General features: G+C 68.1%; 11 protein-coding genes and 1 pseudogene. 10 read left to right on the top strand and 2 right to left on the bottom strand.

What is annotated here, in order from left to right:
* Positions 1-126 precede the first annotated feature (126 nt).
* Positions 127-1,529, bottom strand: a pseudogene (locus GA0070613_RS34520) (DUF6114 domain-containing protein).
* Positions 1,530-1,607: 78 nt separating this feature from the next.
* Positions 1,608-2,219, bottom strand: coding sequence for a DUF6230 family protein (locus tag GA0070613_RS25030; RefSeq protein WP_089014519.1), 612 nt, complete (start codon positions 2,217-2,219; stop codon positions 1,608-1,610).
* Between the two features lie 688 nt (positions 2,220-2,907).
* Between GA0070613_RS25030 and GA0070613_RS25035 the strand changes: the two genes are divergently transcribed.
* The 10 genes from GA0070613_RS25035 to GA0070613_RS34070 all read left to right on the top strand — a co-directional run bounded on the left by GA0070613_RS25035 (position 2,908) and on the right by GA0070613_RS34070 (position 14,989).
* Complete coding sequence (locus GA0070613_RS25035; protein ID WP_089014520.1) at positions 2,908-3,555, top strand: C39 family peptidase; 648 nt, start codon at positions 2,908-2,910, stop codon at positions 3,553-3,555.
* 511 nt (positions 3,556-4,066) lie between these two features.
* Positions 4,067-5,944, top strand: coding sequence for a gamma-glutamyltransferase family protein (locus GA0070613_RS25040; protein ID WP_089014521.1), 1,878 nt, complete (start codon positions 4,067-4,069; stop codon positions 5,942-5,944).
* A gap of 115 nt (positions 5,945-6,059) precedes the next feature.
* Positions 6,060-7,208, top strand: coding sequence for a CapA family protein (locus GA0070613_RS25045; protein WP_231929454.1), 1,149 nt, complete (start codon positions 6,060-6,062; stop codon positions 7,206-7,208).
* A gap of 573 nt (positions 7,209-7,781) precedes the next feature.
* Entirely contained in the window at positions 7,782-9,782 is a 2,001-nt protein-coding gene (locus GA0070613_RS25050; RefSeq protein WP_408631013.1) for a HAMP domain-containing protein, read from the top strand.
* A gap of 1 nt (position 9,783) precedes the next feature.
* On the top strand, positions 9,784-11,025 hold the full coding sequence (gene pgsB / locus GA0070613_RS25055) for a poly-gamma-glutamate synthase PgsB (protein WP_089014523.1): 1,242 nt from the start codon (positions 9,784-9,786) through the stop codon (positions 11,023-11,025).
* Positions 11,022-11,507, top strand: a complete 486-nt coding sequence (locus GA0070613_RS25060; RefSeq protein WP_089014524.1) for a poly-gamma-glutamate biosynthesis protein PgsC/CapC — start codon at positions 11,022-11,024, stop codon at positions 11,505-11,507. Before pgsB ends, GA0070613_RS25060 begins: the two co-directional genes overlap by 4 nt.
* A gap of 41 nt (positions 11,508-11,548) precedes the next feature.
* Positions 11,549-12,601 carry a C40 family peptidase gene (locus tag GA0070613_RS25065; RefSeq protein WP_089014525.1) on the top strand — a complete coding sequence of 351 codons (1,053 nt, stop codon included), beginning with the start codon at positions 11,549-11,551 and terminating at the stop codon, positions 12,599-12,601.
* A gap of 91 nt (positions 12,602-12,692) precedes the next feature.
* Complete coding sequence (locus GA0070613_RS25070; RefSeq protein WP_231929455.1) at positions 12,693-13,241, top strand: GNAT family N-acetyltransferase; 549 nt, start codon at positions 12,693-12,695, stop codon at positions 13,239-13,241.
* Between the two features lie 204 nt (positions 13,242-13,445).
* On the top strand, positions 13,446-14,867 hold the full coding sequence (locus GA0070613_RS25075; protein ID WP_089014526.1) for an OFA family MFS transporter: 1,422 nt from the start codon (positions 13,446-13,448) through the stop codon (positions 14,865-14,867).
* Positions 14,864-14,989, top strand: coding sequence for an MFS transporter small subunit (locus GA0070613_RS34070; RefSeq protein WP_267909654.1), 126 nt, complete (start codon positions 14,864-14,866; stop codon positions 14,987-14,989). Before GA0070613_RS25075 ends, GA0070613_RS34070 begins: the two co-directional genes overlap by 4 nt.
* Positions 14,990-15,022 lie beyond the last annotated feature (33 nt).

Genomic DNA, 15,022 nt, shown 5'->3' on the forward strand with positions numbered 1-15,022 from the left:
CGGGCCTGGACCTGCCCGCTGCGCTGCCGCGTCGACGAGCTTGCACAGCTCGCCGGTCCTGTACTGCCGGCCGTGGTGCGGGCGCGTGGAACGCCGGTCCCACCCAGCTGGGGTGGTTGAGGGGGGTCAGTCGAGGGTGAGCTTCGGCCGGGCGGTCAGCACGTCGCTGGTGACGAAGGCCAGGTCGATGGCGGGGTCGGCGAAGGTGATCGAGCTGGACGACGTGATCGGGATGGATTCGGGCAGCGGCAGGTTCGGCGCCAGCGTGATCTCGATACCGAGCAGCCGGCCGACGAAACGGGTGACGTAGAAGGCGACGTCGCCCTCCACGGTCAACCGGCGTGCCGCGTAGCGCAGCGTCCGGCCCGCCGGTCCGGGCGCGCGGAGCAGGAAGTCGTCCGTGACCGCCTGGTCCGTGCTGAACTTCAACACCTTCAGGGTGCCCTCGGCGGTGGGCAGGTCGACGATGCCCTCGAACCGCAGCCCCGTCATCGTCACCTTCGACCCGGTCAGCTTCGACGAGGTCGTCGCCACCATCGGCTGACCCGGTTCGGCGGCGATCAGCGGCAGCCATCTCCCCACCCCGACGCTGCGGGTGGGGCTCGGCGTAAGCCTCGGGGTGCCGCAGTCGGCAGCGGGAGCCGTCGGCGCGGGGGTGGCCGCCCCGACCAGCACCGCCTGAGACAGCGCCGCCCCGGCCAGCGGCGGGGCCGGGGCGCACGCCCGCGCCGAGTCGGGCGCGGCCAGCGCCGCGGCGGCAGAGAGGCCGAGCAGCCCGAGCAGCACCGCAAAGAACCGCGGATCGCGGTTCCCGGACATCGACGGCGCCTCCTCCGGCTCCGCGGCTCGCCGCAACCATCCGGGTTCATCGGTCTCCTCGCACGCGGCGAGCGGCGGTTGGGTCACCTGCGGCCCGATGCCGTTCCCGCCCGACATCAGCTCGTCGACGAGGGCCGGCTGTTCGCGATCGGCCCCTTGGGAGCAGGGTCTTTGGCCGGCAGGTCACGGCTACCATCGGCCTTCTGCTCGCGACGCACCGTTTCATCATCGGCCGATCGGTCGTGCTCTGTCGCGTCGTCAGGCGATTCGTCGCGGATCGTCCCGTCGTCGGCCGGCCCGCCGTCGGGCCGTTCGGTCGGGGGGCCCGGCACCCAGGCGAAGCCGAGGGCGCTGCCCACTGTGCCGAGCAGCAGGCCGAGGAAGAAGCCGCCGAGGTTCACCCCGATCAGGGAGAAGAGCACGGTCACCGCAGCGACCACGGCGTAGAAGATCCGCTGCTGCGGCCTGAGCCACATCAGCAGCGCGCAGGTCACCAGGATGGTGGGGATCAGCCAGGAGAGGAAGCCGGTCGGTCCCATCTGGAAGGTGAGACCCCTGGCCGACTTCTGGGTGGTGCCGAATATCTCCAGACCGGCCAGTGCGGTGAGCAGGCCGCCCCAGAACGGCCGGGTCCGACGCCAGCGGCGAAAGCCGCGCCACGCGCCGCGGCCCAGGTTCGGCCGGGACTGTGGTGGTTCGGCCGTTGTCATGTACGCCTCCTGCCGATGAGGGGTCGAGGGCAGGAAGGGCCCGTGGAGCGCGCCCTTCGCGAGGCCCCGGTGGTCAGCTCAGAAGCATTCCTTGGCGGCGGCGCCGACGTTTACCTTCAACTTCAGTCCGGTCAGGTTGAACGTCCCAGCATGGGTGGAGCGAGCCACCTGGCGGAGATTCTTGATGTTCACGCTGTCGGCCTGCTGGCCGAATTCCTTCCGGTCGCCCGTCGCGCCGGGGGGACCGCCCTTGAGGCTCGACGCGTCCTGTCCGATGTTGATGTTTTTGAACACCACGTCACCCTCAAGCGACTCCACATCGATCAGCAGGTCGCTCGCGGTGGCGGGCCTGCCACCGCCGCCGGCAGTGGTGGTGATTACCACGGGTGCACCGGGCGTTTTCACCGACTGGCAGAGGTCGAAGAGCTCCGCCTTGCGGATGCCGGTTACGGCCACGGGGTGCTTCGTGCCGTCGATTTCTTCGGCGACTCCGCCAAACTGGACATAGCCCTCGCCGCGTAATTCGGAGGCGGAGGTCTTGAATGTCTGGCCGGAGACCGCGAACGAGGCCGCGACCGCGCCATTGGCCATGCCGAACACGATCGCGCTGGCGACGGCTGCGGCCGGGACCATCATCGCGGCGAACCGCCGCCACCGGGTACGACCCGGGTTGTCGAACCGATCCTGCACGATTCCTCCTCTGGGGTGGATGTCGCGCGAATTGGCCGGGCGGACGTGAGGCCCGCACCGGGCCTGGTCACCTGGTACCGGCGGGCACCGAACGAGCGATGATGGTTATCCCTCGTGAGCCGCGCATTACACGACCCCGCCTTATCCGACGCTAACACGAGCCGGACTCAACGTGCGGGGCACATCACTGATTGTGGAGCCGAATAATGCACGACCATCCCCCGAAGCCGCCGCCCGTGCGGGCGATCGGTGCGGCGACCAATAACGCGTCAGCAATAGCGCAATTCGTGCCGGACGGGTCGGAACGGGCTGCGAGGGAAGTTATTCCTGTCGCGGCGGAATTCGTCCCGGCTGAGGCTAATTCGTCCTCCGTACGCCCTAGGCGCCTGTCGGGCCGACGGGCCGCGGCCGGCGAATTGCGGCGTTGCGCCTGGCATGCTAGACGCACAGCGATCCAAGGTGCGTGGCTACGTGAATCTGGCACCTGTTCCGCCGCTTCTCGGCTATGCTCCTGCGCGTTTTCGCGCACGTGGGCGGGGTAACCGTCGGTCGAGAGCCCGGGAAGCCGATCGAGCCCGGGAAGCCCGGAGGCGTACGGGGGCATCGACGCTCCGACGCACCGGGGGTGTTCCCCGCCGTGTTTGCGCCTCCGGTTCCCATGCAGGCATCAACCGATGGGAGCTTCACCATGAACTCGATCTTCCGCAGGAGCGCACTGTCCGTCGCTGGTCTGATGGTCACCGGTGGCGCCATCGCTGGTCCGGCGATCGCCGCCCCGGCCGCCTCGGCCGCGAGCGAGCCGGCGGCCGTGCTGCCGGGCGCGCCACCGGCCCAGGGCAAGCGGGTGCTGGAGTACGACTACCAGCGGCAACCGAACAGCTACTACTGCGCTCCGGCCGCCACCCGGATTGCCCTGTCCACTCAGGGCAAGGTTCTGAGCCAGAGCGAGGTTGCCAAGAAGCTGGGCACCACCAAGGCCGGCACCAACTCGGCCGACGACACCACCCGAGTGCTCAACGAGGTGACCGGCGGTGGCTACCAGACCACCGACATCGGCGGGCCCAAGGCGACACCTGAGCAGGTCGACAAGTTGCGCGTCGACGTGGTTCAGGCGGTCGACGCCAAGAGAGGAGTGGTAGCTAACATCACGGGTATCGCGGTCGACACCGACGGTAACGCGCACTCGTATCCGACCGGGCACTACCTGAGCATCGTCGGCTATCGCGACGGTGGTGACACGGTGAAGATCGCCGACCCGTACGACTCCGACTCGCGCTACTGGATGAATGACGAGAAGGTCGCCGACTGGGTCGCCGAGCGCGGCTACTCCAGCTGACGCGCGACCCGACCGCTGGCCGGGCCTCCTGACGACGGGGCCCGGCCAGCGGCCTCCTGTTTGGAGCCGGCCAGCTGTCGCCCTTTCCGGCCGAACATCGGGGTGTCAAAGCCGGCGAAGTGCCGGGCCGTCGCACTCCACGGCGTGGTGCCGCTTGTAGACCTCGGAGTCGAAAGCTGGTGTGGCATGGTCCTGGTCCGGCGTCCGGGCGCTGCCGTGCCAATACCTCGTCCTTGAACATTGGTCGGATAATCGGTCGAATTCGAGGACGTGTCGGGCTGGGCTCCCGCGTTTCCACCTGCGGCACTCTCACCCCTGAGGCCCCAACTTCTCGCGATGCCCTGCGCCGTCGCCCAACCGCCGACGATGATGCCTGTGTTGCCTCCTGCTTGCCGTCTGTAGCCCACGATTTGGACAAATCGCCGAACAGGTGGACACATTATTGCCGCAGGGCTTCTGGCGTTCGGCGTGACGCATTCGTTCCTGCGGAAATCTTGAAAGGTTTCTATATATGTCGGCGCGCAAGCTGTATGTCACTGCCACGTTGGCGCTGGTGCTCGGTCTGACATCCGTGACAGGACTCCACGACGCCAATACGGTTGCCGCGCCTTCCGATACCTGCGCGAATCCTACGAGTGGTCGACAGGCAGATGCGGTCGGTACGAAGTTCATGGTGGCGGCCGCCAATCCCCTCGCCGTCGAGGCAGGTTGCAGGATCCTCGACAAGGGCGGCACGGCTGCGGACGCGGCTGTAGCCGTTCAGGCCGTTCTCGCTGTTGTGGAGCCACACGCCTCCGGGCTGGCTGGCGGCACACTCATCAACTACTGGGATCCCGACAAGAACAAGGTCCGGTTCTTCGACGGCCTGGCCAGAGCCCCGCAGAACGTGACCGAGAATGTCAGGACGCCCACCGAGCAGGAGCGCAAGGCACTCGGGACCGACCAATTCCCGAACGCGGCCTCGGCAACCGGACGGGCGTTCGGTGTTCCGGGCACCCTGCGAGTGCTCTCGACAGTGCACAGCCAGTACGGTGCCCTCCCGTGGGATCAACTCTTCGACGACGCCATCCGGCTGGCCACGCGCGGTTTCCCCATGTCCGCCAGTCTGCATGGCGGTTTCAAGCAGCGCTTCAACGGGCGGAAGCGCTGCAACTATCCTGACCTGCGCCCTCGGTACTGCAATGGCGACGAACCGAAGCCGGTGGGGGCGACGCTCTACAACCCTGAGATCGCGGAGGTGCTGCGGGAGGTTCGGGACGGCGGCGCAGATGCGTTCTACGATCCGAACGGCAAGATCGCCCCGGCAATTGCGCAACATGCGGCCAAGGGCCCGATCAAGCTCAAAGGGGACACAGCGAGCCCCGTAGTCATCCCCAGTCTCATGACGGCGCAGGATTTCGCAGACTACACAATGGTGGAGCGGCCCGAGGTGTGCAGGAAGGCGTTCGGCTTGTCGGTGTGCACCTCGGCGCCGCCGGCGTTCGGCGGGGTGGCGACCCTGCAGATGCTTGGCTTGCTCGAACGCGGCCAGGTGGGCAAGACCAAGCCCGGCTCGGCGGACCGCATCCACCTCTCGATCGAGGCTAGTCGGCTGGCAAACTTCGACCGCCGCGCGTACGTGGGGGACCCGGATTTCCAGGCCGTGCCCGTTGGTGGGCTACTCGACGGCAAGTATCTCGACAATCGCTTCGCCCTCTACTCCCCGGACAAGGCAATCCACCCGGTTGAACCAGGCAGCCCCCCGGGAGTGGCTCCACCCGGACCGTCCATCAGCGATCAGCCCGCCACGACGGATGTCGGTGATCCGACGAGCAACGCAAGCATCATCGACGCCGACGGCAACGCCGTGTCCATGACCACGACCAACAACACCCACTTCGGGTCGCACCTGGAGGCACGGGGGATGATGCTCAACAATGCGTTGAACAACTTCACGGACACGTCGTCGGTCTCACCGGGCAAGCCCGTGAACGTCCAGGAACCGAAGAAGCGACCCACTGCCTCGCAGGCACCGACGATCGTGCTTGACGGCGAGGGAAAGAAGTTGAGGCTTGTTGTCGGCGCTGCCGGCGGCTCACACATTCCCGACTACGTCACCCAGGCGCTGGTGGGAGTGATCGTCGACGGTATGAGCCCGTCGGAGGCGCTCAATCAGGGTCATTACAGCGGGCAGGACATCACGCGCAAGTGCGGGGGGGCGAGGGATGCGCCCTCCGAGCTTGAATCAGGCAGGCGGATCGCAGTGAACCTGCCCGACCTGGTGGTGCGCAAGCACCCCTGCCCCAGAGTCATGCCATTGGACAGTGGCCTCACCGCCATCGAGGTCCGAGGGAAGCAGCTTCTCGGCGCGGCCGACCAGCGCAGGGATGGCGCCGCGGCCGGGCGTTAGCGCCGTCCGATATAGACATCGGGTTTCGATTCCGGTCAGTGCGGTGAGCGGCTGCGCCGCGTCATCCGCCGCCAGGAAGGGGCCACCTCCGATGAATGCATTCGTCGTCCGCGTCGTGCTCGTCACCGCGCTGGTCATGACTCCGGCCGGCGTACGGGCGCAGGGCGGCGACGTCGTTCGCGAGCGCTTGTCTCCGCAGCCCACCGCGGCTGGCGCGCAACGGGCGGCGGGCACGCCACGCCAGGTCAGCATCCTGGGCTCCGGGGACATCCTGGTGCATCCGCCGACCTGGCAGCAGGCGCGGGCCGACGCCAAGGCGGCCGGCCACGCCGGCTACGACTTCGACCCGATCTTCGCCTCGATCCGTCCCGGCGTCGAATCGGCGGACCTGGCCATCTGCCACCTGGAGGCCCCGATGGGGCCCGGCGAGCCCAAGGACTTTCCACGCTTCAAGGCCCCCACCGACCTGGCCGCCGCGGTCAAGACTGCCGGCTATGACACCTGCTCCACCGCCAGCAACCACTCGCTGGATCAGGGCGAGCAAGGCGTGTACGACAACCTCGACGCCCTCGACAAGGCCGGTCTGCGCCACACCGGCACCTTCCGCAGCGCTGCCGAGCAGGCCACGCCAACGATATACGAGGTCAACGGCGTCAAGATCGGTCATCTGTCCTGGGCGATGCACTTCAACGACGGCCTAGCACCGCCAGCCGGGAAGGCGTGGCTGGCCAATCGCATCGACGTCGCCGCGATCCGCACCGCCGCCGCCGCTACCCGCAAGGCGGGCGCGCAGATCGTCGTGCTCTCCGCCCACTGGGGCACAGAAATGAGTCACACACCGGACGCCCAGCAACTGTCCTGGGCCAGACAGCTCATCGCTGACCCGAACATCGACCTGATCATCGGCCACCATGCCCACGTCGTGCAGCCCTTCGAGCGGGTCGGCGACAAATGGATCGCCTACGGCGTCGGAAACACCCTCGCCCGCCACGATTTCCCCAAGGACGCCAACCGGGAGGGGGTCCTGGCCAAGTTCACGTTCACGGAGCAGCCCAACCAGCGGTGGGTCGTCACGCACGCCGAGGCCATCCCCATCTGGCTCTCCCTCAAACCGACCATCCGCGTCCTCGACCTGGCCCGCACCCTCCAGCACATGCCCGCCGGCGACCGCCGCCGCGGCCCCTACACCGCCGCTGAGGATCAGATCACGGGCTACCTCGACAGCCGTGGCGCGATCGCCGCCGGGCTGCATGTGACCCGGTGAACTGCCGCCTGCCTGACCCAGTCGCCGACCTGGCCCGGCAGAGACAGCGGCAGGCGCTTCCGTTCATCTCGGCAGGGTGAAGTCAACTCACCCCGCCACGTTCGATGCTCGAGTCATTCCGCGCCCCCTGCACTCGACGCGGCTCTGGCGGGAGGGCCGCCGCACGCTGCGGGTTCATACCGCCAGGGTGAGGCAGCGTCACCCTGGCGAGTTCGATGATCGAGTTTGACCGTGCAACTTCCGAGTTCACGGAAGGAAGGGGTCGCCATGAGGGGAAAAGGCAGCGGGGACCAGCCTGCGCCCGACCGGCGGACTGATCAGCAGCGGTTTCGTGGCCGCGCTCCGGTTGCCGCGGCGCCGACCGACCCGCCGCCGCCGGAGCAGGCGGCGACCTGGCGGCGACGGGCGCTTGACCAGCAGCTACCTGCCGCCCGGTTTCCCGCGGGCTCCGGCAGGCCGTCGCTGGTCTACCTCTGGGCGACGATGGTCCTGGCGGCGGCAATCGTGCTGGGGTTCGCGGTCAACAGCCAACGGGGCGTGCCCCCGGCCGTGGTCGACTCGCAGCGGGACAACGTGTTGAAGGTCGCGACCAGCACGAGCCTGACGATTCAGCACTCCATCGAGGACCTCGACCAGCGGATTGCGGCCCGGTCCCCGACGACGCCCGATGCGGAGCTGCTCAAACAGGTCGTCGGGGACGGCGCGACCTGGAACGGAGCCGCGATCGTCGAGACGGCCTCCCGGCGCCCGCTGGCGACCCTCGGCCCCGGGTTGCCCGTCGACCTCCTGCCGCCAACGCTGACTGCCAACACCACGTACCCGGTCACCACCGCGGATGGCCCGGCGCTGATCCGCAGCGTCGCGCTGGACCCGGTGCGGACCCTGCTGGCGGCCCAACCGCTCGACGTGGACGAGCTGCGGCTCAGCCCGACTGCCCGACAGGGCGTCTTCGTGATCACCCCGGATGGCAAGAGCACCCTGATGCAGGGGGTCAGCGCCGTCGACAAAGTGCACCTGCCGGTGGTCTTCCGCGGGCTGGCACAGTCCAAGTCCAGCGAAGGCCTCCCGATCAGGGTGACCGAGTGGCCGGACAAGCAGCTGGTCCTCGCCTCCGCTCCGGTGGGAGAGACCGGAGTGACACTGGCCACCTTGATTGTCGCGGACGAGGCGGGTGGCACCTCTACCATTCAGGGCGTTCTGACCGGCCTGACCCTGCTGGCCATGGCGGTGCCGAGCTTTCTGCTGATGCGGCTGGCGCTGGTCGGCCCCGTACGGTCGCTGCTCAAGCAGGCCAAGGCTCACGCCTGCGGCGACGTACCCCCCAAGCGACGCCTGCTGCTGGTCGCCGAGGGGCACCGCATCGCCCGGGCGCTGGCACTGACGTCCGGCGACCCCTCGCCTTCCACGGCGCCGCGCAACCGGTGGCGGTGGCGGCCGACCGCCAACCAGGCTCTGGCCTTGGCCACCGTGGTCGCTCTGCTCTGGCCGATGGCGGCCATGGCCGCCACGCTCCGCGCACCTGAGCCGTCGATACCCGACCAGCTTGTCAGGGACGAGGAGACCCGGGCCGAGGCGGCGAGCACGCTCATGGGTAAGGCGCTGAACAATGGTCTGCAGAGCGTTATCCGCATCTCCCAGGCGGCTGAAGCCGGGGACCCGACCCAGATGACCCCGTTGCTGAAGCAGGAGTTGGACAACCACCAGCGCTTCCGCAGCCTCTACCTGATCGACCCGAACGGGTCGACGGTGAGCTCCGCCGGACGCGAGCCGCTCCGGAAGGAGCCGCTGCGCGGCGAGGCCGGTATCGATCTGGACGGCAGGACCGCCCGCGTCCCGGTGGTTTATGCCTTCCGGGTCGGCGCCAACGGCGTCGGGGTCGTCGGCGAGTTCAACATCGACTACCTGCTGGACATGCTGCGCGCGGTGGACGGACAGGCCCGGATCGTCGACCAGGATCTGCGAACGATCTTCGATTCAAAGGGCTTCCGCGCCTTCCAGGCGTTGGAGGGTAGCGCACGTGGCGCCGCGGCGGAGGCGCTGAAGGGCGGCACCGTCGGGCAGGCGGAGACGCCCGACGGGAAGCCAACTCTGATCGCTGCCGCCGGTCTGACCAAGCCCAATACGGTTACTCCGTTGAAGTGGTCGCTGGTGGTGGAGCAGGACCTGGCCGGTCTGCGGTTGCCGGCAAGCGACGGGCGGCGTTGGACGCTACTGGTCGCCGGCGCTGCGACAGGCGTCGTGGTGCTCGCCCAGGTGTGGCAGTACTACGTATTCGCGCGGCCGCTGCGGCGGCTCGCCGCTGAGGCCGACAGGATCAGCGACGGGTCCGTCGAGGCCCCCATCCCGCCGCAACGGCACGACGATATCGGCGCGTTGGCCATCTGCCTGGAGATCTGTCGTCAGGTCCGGCACACCGGCTCCAGCCGACTGGGCGGTGCGACCCGGTTGCGCGGCACGGAGAACGACCCCACCGCCGTGCTCCCCGAGGTTCCGCCGCGGCCTGAGGCTGATCCGGCCGCGCCGTCACCTGGCGATCCAGCGGATCACCCCGACGATCGAGACGACAGGGGTTGAGATGGCATACCTCTACATCCTTTTCGTCCTCTGCTGCCTGGCCCTGCTCGTCGCCGGGGTCATCGAGCAGCGCAATCACTACCGCAATCTGGAGAAGATCTCGAACCGTGTGTTGGTCAACGGCATCCGCGGCAAGAGTTCGATCACCCGCCTCTGCGCAGGCGCCTTGCGCGGCGGCGGCCGAGTGGTGGTGGCCAAGACCACCGGCACCGCCGCCCGGTTCATCTTCCCGGACGCCAGTGAAGAGCCGGTGCACCGCAAGTTCGGCATCGCGAATGTGGTCGAGCAGATCGGCATTGTGCGACGGGCCGCCGTGTACCACCCGGACGTCCTGGTCATGGAGTGCATGGCGGTGATGCCGGCGCTGCAGGAGGTCAATCAGAGCAAGCTGATCCGGTCGAACATCGGGGTGCTGTGCAACGTACGCGAGGACCATCTCACCGAGATGGGCCCCACGTTGGACGACGTCGCCCGGTCCCTGAGCCGGTCGATGCCGCGGGGAGGTGTCTGCATCACCGCCGAGCGGGACCGGCTGGCGATCCTGCAGGAGGAAGCGGAACGGCGCGACTGCCGTCTCATCGCGGTCGATCCCGAGTCGGTGACGGACCGTGAGATGGACGGATTCGGCTGGATCACCTTCAAGGAGAACGTCGCCATCGCGCTGGCCGTCGCCGAGCAACTGGGTGTCGACCGGCACAGCGCGCTCAAGGGCATGTGGGAGGCGCCGTCCGATCCGGGTGTCCTTTCCGTGTCGCGCGTGCTGCACGGCGACAAGCGGATCCGGTTCGCCAACATCTTCGCCGCGAACGACCCCGAGTCCACCTACATGAATATCCAGCAGCTGGAGAACCAGCAGCTCATCACCCGACCGCTGACCATGGTGATCAATTGCCGGCCGGACCGGATCGAACGCAACGGTCAGATGGGAGAGCTGAGCGGCCGGGTGCGACCGGACAACATCGTCCTGATCGGTGAGGTGACCAAGAGCGCCCGGACGACCATTCCGCCGGACCTTCAGGATCGGATCGTCGATCTCGGTGGCAAGCTCGCTCCGGACCAACTGCTGAGAGACGTGGCGGCCGCAGCGCCGAACGACTCCTCGATCGTCGCGGTGGGGAACATCCACGGGCAGGGTGAGGTGTTGGTCCATCAGCTGGCGGAGCTGCCGGGCTGGACCTGCGAGGACGGTTCACCATCCGCCTCCACGCTTCGTACGCCAACTGGAGAAAGGATCCAACGATGACGTTCGGCGGAGAACTCAGTGCCCAGATGGCTACCGCGAGCCTCGGCATCGGACTGGTGTTCGCGCTCCTTTGCTACCTGACCACCAACCTCTCGCCGGGCGGCATGATCACCCCTGGCTGGATCGCGTTGACGCTCATCGAGGATAAGCTGCAGGCCCTGATCATCGTCGGGATGACCGTTCTCACCTATCTCCTCACCCTACTGCTGCAACGGGTCGTCATCCTCTACGGCAAGCGACTGTTCGCGGCGATCGTGCTGCTCAGCGTCCTCCTGCAGCTGACCCTGTTCGTCATCGTCCAGCAGGACCTGCCGCTACTGTTCGCCCACCAGACGCTCGGCTTCGTCATCCCCGGACTGATCGCGTACCAGCTCGTGCGTCAGCCGCCCAAGGCGACCATCCTGGCGACCATCATCGTGACCGGGATCACCTTCGGCCTGGCGTACAGCGGCATCGTCGCCGGCTTCGTTCCGGTGACGTGACCGATCGCCCGAACGACGACGTCGCGAAAGGAGAAGCGGGCATGGACTACCGGACGTACCTCCGCAGGCCGACAGTCCTGCTGACCGTCGCCGGGTTTGCCCTGCTGATCGTCGCAAGCGCCATCATCTATGTCGTGGCACGACCGTCGCCCTCGGACCAACCGGTGCTGACTCTGGGCGGGGCGAAGGCGGCCGAAGGTTCGGCACTAGGTGCTTCGGGCTACACCTACCACCGGTCGACCGGACCGGACCGTACGGAGATCATCGACTCCTCCGGGCAACCCGTTGCGACCATGACCGACGGTGCGCGGACGGTGCAGCTGAACGGTCCGTCCCGGACGTTCGAGGAGCCGCGCTTCACCGATGCGAAAATCGACACGAACGTCTGGGTCCGGCTCGCGCCGCAGGCGTGGCATGCCGGCGCTGAACAGGAGAAATGGTTCACCGACTGGCTCGTCGCGGCCCGCCAGGACCGCTCGCCGGACGTGTTGGCGATCGCCTTTGAATACGTCGACGGAGCCCCCGTCAAGAAGGACAACCAGGGACAGCAGTATTCGGGTGACGCCTCGTTCGGGCCACCGGACCCCCTGGATCCCGACGGCCGCGCGGAGCGCTCCGACTTCTACGACTACCTGGAGATGCCGTGGACGTTCCTGGACGGCAAGCTTGGCATGCCTGACCCGGAGCGCAAGCTGTCCCTGGACTGCTCCGGCTTCCTGCGGATGGTCTACGGTCACCGGCTCGGGTATCCGTTGCGCGGATCGAACACCCCGGGCGAGGGTCTTCCACGCCGTGCAACCGCGATGGCCGCAGTGGGCCCAGGCGTCCAGTTGATGCCCAACTCCGGCCAGCGGGCCCGGGGGATGGACCGCCTACTCCCCGGGGACCTGGTGTTCTTCAACGCCCAGCCGATCCCCAGCGGCCAAATCGATCACTCGGGCATTTACCTCGGCCTCGACGACGGCGGGCACCACCGGTTCATTTCCAGCCGGTCCCAGACGGACGGTCCCACCATGGGCGACCTCTCCGGCGTACCCATCCTGGACGGTACCGGCTACTGGCCGGATCGGTGGCGCACCGCTCGCCGACTCTGATCCCCACCGAGGTCAAGGGGTACCGGCAACTGACGTTCGGGCGTCGAGCCGGCATGCGAACCGCTTCAGAGTCACCCGCTACAGTGCGGTCGTGTGCGAGGGCGGGTCCGGCGACGAGGAGTTGCTCACCGTACGGCTGCGGTTGGTACGGCCGAGCGCGGCCGACGTCCCGACGATCCTCGCCCTGCATCGGGACCCCTTGGCCTGCGCACACAACCCGTCCGACATGCTGGCCGACCCCGACGAGGCCGCCGAGCGTCAGCGCGGCTGGGACGGGCACTGGCGGCGACACGGATTCGGATACTGGTCGGTGCGGTGGGGCGATGCCGATCCCGGCGATGCCCCGATCGGGTTCTGCGGGCTGAAGGTGATGCGGCTGCACGGTGGCGAGGTGCTGAACCTGTTCTACCGCCTCGACCCGGCGGTCTGGGGCGGCGGCGTCGCCTCGGAGGCCGCCGCCGCGGTGGTCGGCTGGGCGGCGGCGCGGGCGCCGGGCCGTCCGGTGGTGGCCCGGGTACGCGCGGCCAACGTCGCCTCGGCCCGGGTGGCGCGCCGGGTGGGTCTGCGCCGTGCCCCGCAGCTGGACGCAGAGGGTGAGGACGGGCTGGACGAGGTGTACTGCTCTCCCTGGCCGGCCTGACGCTCTCTCCCCCTTGCGCGCAGCCCGCCTGGGTACCCGTGTGGGAGTCGGCATTTGGCGGAGGACGAGCCACACCTTCCGTAGGACCCGGTGGTGACCGTTCGGCTCACCGGAGCGACCGTCCGGCGCGCCGAGGGTTTCGCCGCGGTGGGCGTTGCGGGCATGAAAGCAGGCAAGGTTTCCCTTCGGAGAGGAAGCACAAGCATGCTTTCCGCACTCGATCGTGGGCATACCGTCGCGCCGCCCGGGTACAGCCGCTGGCTGATTCCGCCGGCGGCGTTGGCGATCCATCTCTGCATCGGGCAGGTCTACGCGACCAGCGTGTACAAGAACTCCTTGATCGCCCACTTCGACGCCAGCCAGACGGCGATCGGGATCATCTTCAGCATCGCGATCGTGATGCTGGGGTTGTCGGCGGCGGTGGCGGGCACGTGGGTGGAGGCGAACGGGCCGCGTAAGGCGATGTTCGTCTCGGCGTGCTTCTGGGCGGCCGGGTTCCTGGTGGGTGCGCTGGGCATCGCGACCCGGCAGTTGTGGCTGCTGTATCTCGGCTACGGGTTGCTGGGCGGGATCGGTCTGGGAATCGGCTACATCTCCCCCGTCTCCACGTTGATCAAGTGGTTCCCGGACCGGCCGGGTCTGGCGACCGGTCTGGCGATCATGGGGTTCGGGGGTGGGGCGATGGTGGCCTCTCCCCTGTCTCGGCAGTTGCTGTCGTTCTACGATCCGGGGTACGACCCGGCGAACGCGGGTTCGACGGCGTCGGGCGGTGCGTTGGTGTGGCTGTTCGTGACGTTGGGCGTCGGATACTTCCTGATCATGATGTTCGGGGTGTTCAACGTGCGGGTACCGGCGGCGGACTGGCGGCCGGCGGGCTTCGACCCGGCGCGGGTGGCGGCGAAGCCGATGGTGACCACGGCGAACGTGTCGGCGGCGAACGCGGTGAGGACGCGGTCGTTCTGGCTGCTGTGGGTGGTGCTGTTCTGCAACGTGACCGCGGGTATCGGGATCCTGGAGCAGGCCAGCCCGATGATCCAGGACTTCTTCCGGGACAACGGGACGTCAGCGGTGTCGGTGGCGGCGGCGGGTGGCTTCGTGGGGTTGCTGTCGCTGTTCAACATGGCGGGCCGGTTCGCGTGGTCGTCGACGTCGGACCTGATCGGCCGCAAGCCGATCTACCTGATGTACCTCGGCGTCGGCATGGTGCTGTACGCGCTGCTGGCGTTGGTCGGGCAGACGGCCACGGCGTTGTTCGTGCTGCTGGCGTGCGTGATCCTGTCGTTCTACGGCGGCGGGTTCGCCACGGTGCCGGCGTACCTGCGGGACCTGTTCGGCACGTTCCAGGTGGGGGCGATCCACGGGCGGCTGTTGACGGCGTGGTCGGCGGCGGGGATCGCCGGTCCGCTGATCGTCAACGGGTTCCTGGACGCCCAGGGCAAGCCGGGGACGTTGACGGCGGCGGCGTACCGGCCGGCGTTGTTCACGATGGTCGGGGTGCTGGCGGTGGGGTTCATCGCCAACCTGTTGATCCGGCCGGTGCCGGAGCGGTTCCACGAGCCGTCGGCGGGCGGTGGCGTCGATGAGGGTACGGAGCCGGTGACGGCGGAGAGGAGCGGCACGCGATGAACGAGGCAGGCCCGCGCGGGCAGCAGGCCCGGTTGTGGATCTCGTGGCTGGTGGTGTCGGTGCTGCTGGGTTACGGGGTGGTGCAGACGCTGATCACGGCCGCGAAGTTGTTCACCCATTAGGGGTGGGTGGGAACGGCCCGGGGCGGGTATCGC

The organism is Micromonospora inositola (assembly GCF_900090285.1).
GTDB lineage: Bacteria > Actinomycetota > Actinomycetes > Mycobacteriales > Micromonosporaceae > Micromonospora > Micromonospora inositola.

Coding starts and splice junctions, on each gene's coding strand:
- GA0070613_RS25035 (WP_089014520.1), top strand. CDS start 2,908: ATGAACTCGATCTTCCGCAGGAGCGCACTGTCCGTCGCTGGTCTGATG.
- GA0070613_RS25040 (WP_089014521.1), top strand. CDS start 4,067: ATGTCGGCGCGCAAGCTGTATGTCACTGCCACGTTGGCGCTGGTGCTC.
- pgsB (WP_089014523.1), top strand. CDS start 9,784: ATGGCATACCTCTACATCCTTTTCGTCCTCTGCTGCCTGGCCCTGCTC.
- GA0070613_RS25060 (WP_089014524.1), top strand. CDS start 11,022: ATGACGTTCGGCGGAGAACTCAGTGCCCAGATGGCTACCGCGAGCCTC.
- GA0070613_RS25065 (WP_089014525.1), top strand. CDS start 11,549: ATGGACTACCGGACGTACCTCCGCAGGCCGACAGTCCTGCTGACCGTC.
- GA0070613_RS25075 (WP_089014526.1), top strand. CDS start 13,446: ATGCTTTCCGCACTCGATCGTGGGCATACCGTCGCGCCGCCCGGGTAC.
- GA0070613_RS34070 (WP_267909654.1), top strand. CDS start 14,864: ATGAACGAGGCAGGCCCGCGCGGGCAGCAGGCCCGGTTGTGGATCTCG.